General features: G+C 63.2%; 5 protein-coding genes. All 5 read left to right on the forward strand.

Features of this window, described 5'->3' with window-relative positions:
• The first annotated feature begins 85 nt into the window (after positions 1-85).
• Genes AC5E6N_RS23775 through hmuQ form a run of 5 tightly spaced genes read left to right on the forward strand, consistent with a single transcriptional unit; the run spans position 86 to position 3,306 of the window.
• Complete coding sequence (locus AC5E6N_RS23775) at positions 86-793, forward strand: MotA/TolQ/ExbB proton channel family protein (protein WP_491750131.1); 708 nt, start codon at positions 86-88, stop codon at positions 791-793.
• On the forward strand, positions 783-1,172 hold the full coding sequence (locus tag AC5E6N_RS23780; protein ID WP_491750132.1) for an ExbD/TolR family protein: 390 nt from the start codon (positions 783-785) through the stop codon (positions 1,170-1,172). The genes AC5E6N_RS23775 and AC5E6N_RS23780 overlap by 11 nt, the downstream gene beginning before the upstream one ends.
• A gap of 7 nt (positions 1,173-1,179) precedes the next feature.
• Positions 1,180-1,623, forward strand: a complete 444-nt coding sequence (locus tag AC5E6N_RS23785) for an ExbD/TolR family protein (protein WP_491750133.1) — start codon at positions 1,180-1,182, stop codon at positions 1,621-1,623.
• Complete coding sequence (locus tag AC5E6N_RS23790; RefSeq protein WP_491750134.1) at positions 1,620-2,942, forward strand: energy transducer TonB family protein; 1,323 nt, start codon at positions 1,620-1,622, stop codon at positions 2,940-2,942. The genes AC5E6N_RS23785 and AC5E6N_RS23790 overlap by 4 nt, the downstream gene beginning before the upstream one ends.
• Before the next feature lie 13 nt (positions 2,943-2,955).
• Positions 2,956-3,306 carry a heme-degrading protein HmuQ gene (gene hmuQ / locus AC5E6N_RS23795; RefSeq protein WP_491750135.1) on the forward strand — a complete coding sequence of 117 codons (351 nt, stop codon included), beginning with the start codon at positions 2,956-2,958 and terminating at the stop codon, positions 3,304-3,306.
• Positions 3,307-3,388: the final 82 nt, after the last annotated feature.

Below are 3,388 nucleotides of genomic sequence, written 5' to 3' on the forward strand. Positions count from 1 at the left end.
GCGCAACCCGCCTTGTCAGAGACCAAAATCGCCGCGGTCAAATGCGTCAATCTGATCACAACTCGCTCTTAAGCAGGTGGAATGGATGATGTTTTTCTCCGAGGTGTTCAAAAACGGTTCGGCCCTTATCGATCTCGGCGGGCCGGTGGTCGCCATATTGCTCGGCATTTCCGTGGTGGCGCTGGCGCTCATTCTCTTGAAATTCGCCCAGTTCGCCTGGCAGCGCGTCGGACGCCGCAGGCGGCAGGACAAGGCCTATTTCCTGTGGGCGCATGGCAGTCCGGCCGAAGCACTGTCCCTGCTCGACGGCGACCGTTCGGCGCTTGCCGACGTCATGAGCGTCGCGATTCGCCTCGGTTCGGATGCGTCGATCCCGAAGGACGTGGTCGAAGAGGAGGCCGGGCGTGTCGCTCTGGCGCGTCTTTACGGTTTGCAGCGCGGCTTTCGGGCGCTTGACGCCATTGTCCAGGTCGCTCCGCTGCTGGGACTGTTCGGGACGGTTCTCGGCATGATCGAGGCTTTCCGGACGCTCCAGGGCGCCGGCAACGCCGTCGATCCGTCGATCCTCGCCGGCGGAATCTGGGTCGCGCTGCTGACAACAGCTGTCGGGCTTGCCGTCGCCATGCCGGTATCGCTTGTCCTGACCTGGTTTGAAAGCCGGGTGGAAAACGAACGTGTCGCGATTGAGACCATGGCGACCAAGCTGCTCTCGCAGCAGCAGATCATGTCCCTTGGAGGTGAGCAGGCACAGCGCGTCGTGACCCTTGCGGAGCGTGCGAGCCATGCGCATTGACCGTGCCGTAAAGAGGCGAAAGAAACTGTCGCTGACATCGCTCATCGACGTGATTTTCCTGCTTTTGCTGTTTTTCATGCTGTCTTCGACGTTCACCCGGTTCGCCGAGGTCGATATCGTTGCCGGGCGCGCCGGAACACCGGTGGCGGCAACCAAGGCACCCGATATCTTTATCCGTCTCGATGCCGGCGATGACTGGAAGATCAACGGCGCGGCCCTGGGTATCGATGCGGCGATCGCCGAACTGCAGCGGCTGGAGGAACTCGGCGCCTCGACAGCGGTTGTCGTGGTGCGCCCGAAGGTCTCTTCACAGGAACTGGTGGATGCGCTTGAGCGTATATCGAAGTCCGGAAGCCTGAAAGTCGCGGTGGCGGGGTGAACGGACGATGAAATTGCCCGCTCCAGCTCCCAGGCCCCGAGGCGAAAATACGATCGCGCTGATCAATATCGTCTTCCTGATGCTGATCTTTTTCCTGATTGCGGGCACGCTCGCGCCGCCGATGGAAGGCGATGTCGAACTGATCCGGGCGGCGCAAGCGCGCTCGATCGAGCCGCCGCGCGCGCTGTTCGTCACCGAGGCGGGAGTTCTCAAATATGAAGGGGCGGTGATCACGCCCGAGGCTTTTGTCCGAAGGAAGAAAACCGAGGATATTCAGCACGATCAGCTGGTTTCCGATGGTTTTGAGGTGGCGCTGGAGGGTCAAGGCCCTGCCGTCAAGGTCGCGGCGGACGGCAGACTGCCAGCAACCAGGCTGGTCGAGATCATCGACCGGTTGAAGACTGCCGGCGCCGGCAAAATCGCGGTGATTACCGAGAGGAAATCGAAGTGAATCTGCGTTGGTGGCATTTCTGCCTGGCACTTGCCGTTTCGCTGGCCGTTCACGGTGCGGTGGACGTCTGGCTGCACGACGATGAAGACCCGATGCAGGTCGCCGGTTCCGCCAATGCGCAGATCGCCATTATCGGCAATGCGACGGCCGACATGCTGGTTGAGGGCGGTGAGTTCGAGGCGGGGCAAGCCGCGCCGATGGCCGCCGCCTACGCGAACCCGTTCGAGCCGACGGCGGTGAAGCCGGTTGCGGCGGTTGCGCCGGAGCGTCCTGTCGTGCCGCCGGCGCGCTCGCCGCAGACGTCACGGCTATCGATGGCGGCCGCACTGCCGGCCAGCGACACGGCCACGCCGATCATCGCCGCCGCGCCCATCGATGTGACGGACGCGGAGCGGATATTGAGCACCGAGGCCCAGCCGGTGACCGAGCCGACCACCGTCGAAGCCGAAACATCCGCTGCGCGTGTCGAAAACAGTCCTGTGGCAGAGCAGACGCCGTCCGAGGCGGCGCGCACCGATGCGAACAAAGCCTCACAAACGCAGCCTCTTGACACGGAGCTTCAAGAGGCGACGCAAACCGAGGAGCAGGCACAAAACAGGCCGGAAACGGAGAGGATTGAGACGCCGGATGCGGCGGCCGCGAAGAAGCCGGCGGCCGAAACCGAGGTGAGCGTCAGCAAACCCGCCGACCCGCAAAAGCCGCCCACACAGCCGGTCGAGGCTGCCACCAGCGCGGTTCCCGCCACGGCTCAGCCGGTCAAGCCGGCGCCCGACGTCAAGGTTCAGGAAATCAAGCCGGTCGAGACCGCGGCTTTGATCAGGCCGATAGAACCCGTGGCGAAACCCGTCGAGAAACCGACGAGGAAAGAGGTCGAAAAGCCGAGCAAGAAGAAGACGGCCAAAAAGGGAAACGAGGGCAGCAACAAGAGGAGCGCGAAACAGGGCCGGGCTGACGGCGCGGAGTCAGGCAGGCGCGATTCCGCCGGCAATTCGCAAGCCGGAAACCGCAAGGGCGTCGCGGGCAATGCGGCCGTCTCCAACTATCCCGGCAAGGTGCAACGCAAACTGCGCCGTTCGGTGCGCTATCCAAGCAAGGCCCGTTCAAAAAAACTGCGGGGCACCGCGTACGTGCGCTTCGTGGTCGACGCGGGCGGGCAGGTGACCGCCTCCGGGATCGCCCACAGTTCCGGCTCGAAAGTGCTTGATGCCGCCGCACTGGCGACAGTCCGGCGCGCTGCCCCGTTTCCGAAAATTCCGCAAGCCGCCAACCGCAGGAGCTGGAGCTTCACGGTCCCGGTGGAGTTCACACCACGAAGATGAGGAGTAAGCGTCGATGTTCATCGCCATGAACCGGTTCAAGATATCAAACGGCTCTGAAGGCGCATTTGAGGCGCTGTGGAAGGAGAGGGAGACCCATCTGAAGGATACCGACGGGTTCCAGGAGTTCAAGCTGCTGCGCGGTCCGGCCGACGAGGAGGGCGAGTTCACGCTGTATGCCTCCCACACCACATGGCGCAGCCGCGCCGCCTTCGAGGCCTGGACAAAGTCGCCGCAGTTCCGCAAGGCGCACGCAAATGCCGGAAAGAGCGACGTGCAATATCTCGGCCATCCTCAGCTCGAAACCTTTGAAACGGTGGACGGCACGTTTCTGTCCGCCGATGGGCCGGGCGATTTTGCCCTCTGACCGCGTTGGCTCGCGCGTGTGGTGGGGTGGCACCACGGCGCGCAACCCGCCTTGTCAGAAACCAAAATCGCCGCGGTCAAAT

The organism is Hoeflea sp., assembly GCF_984452065.1.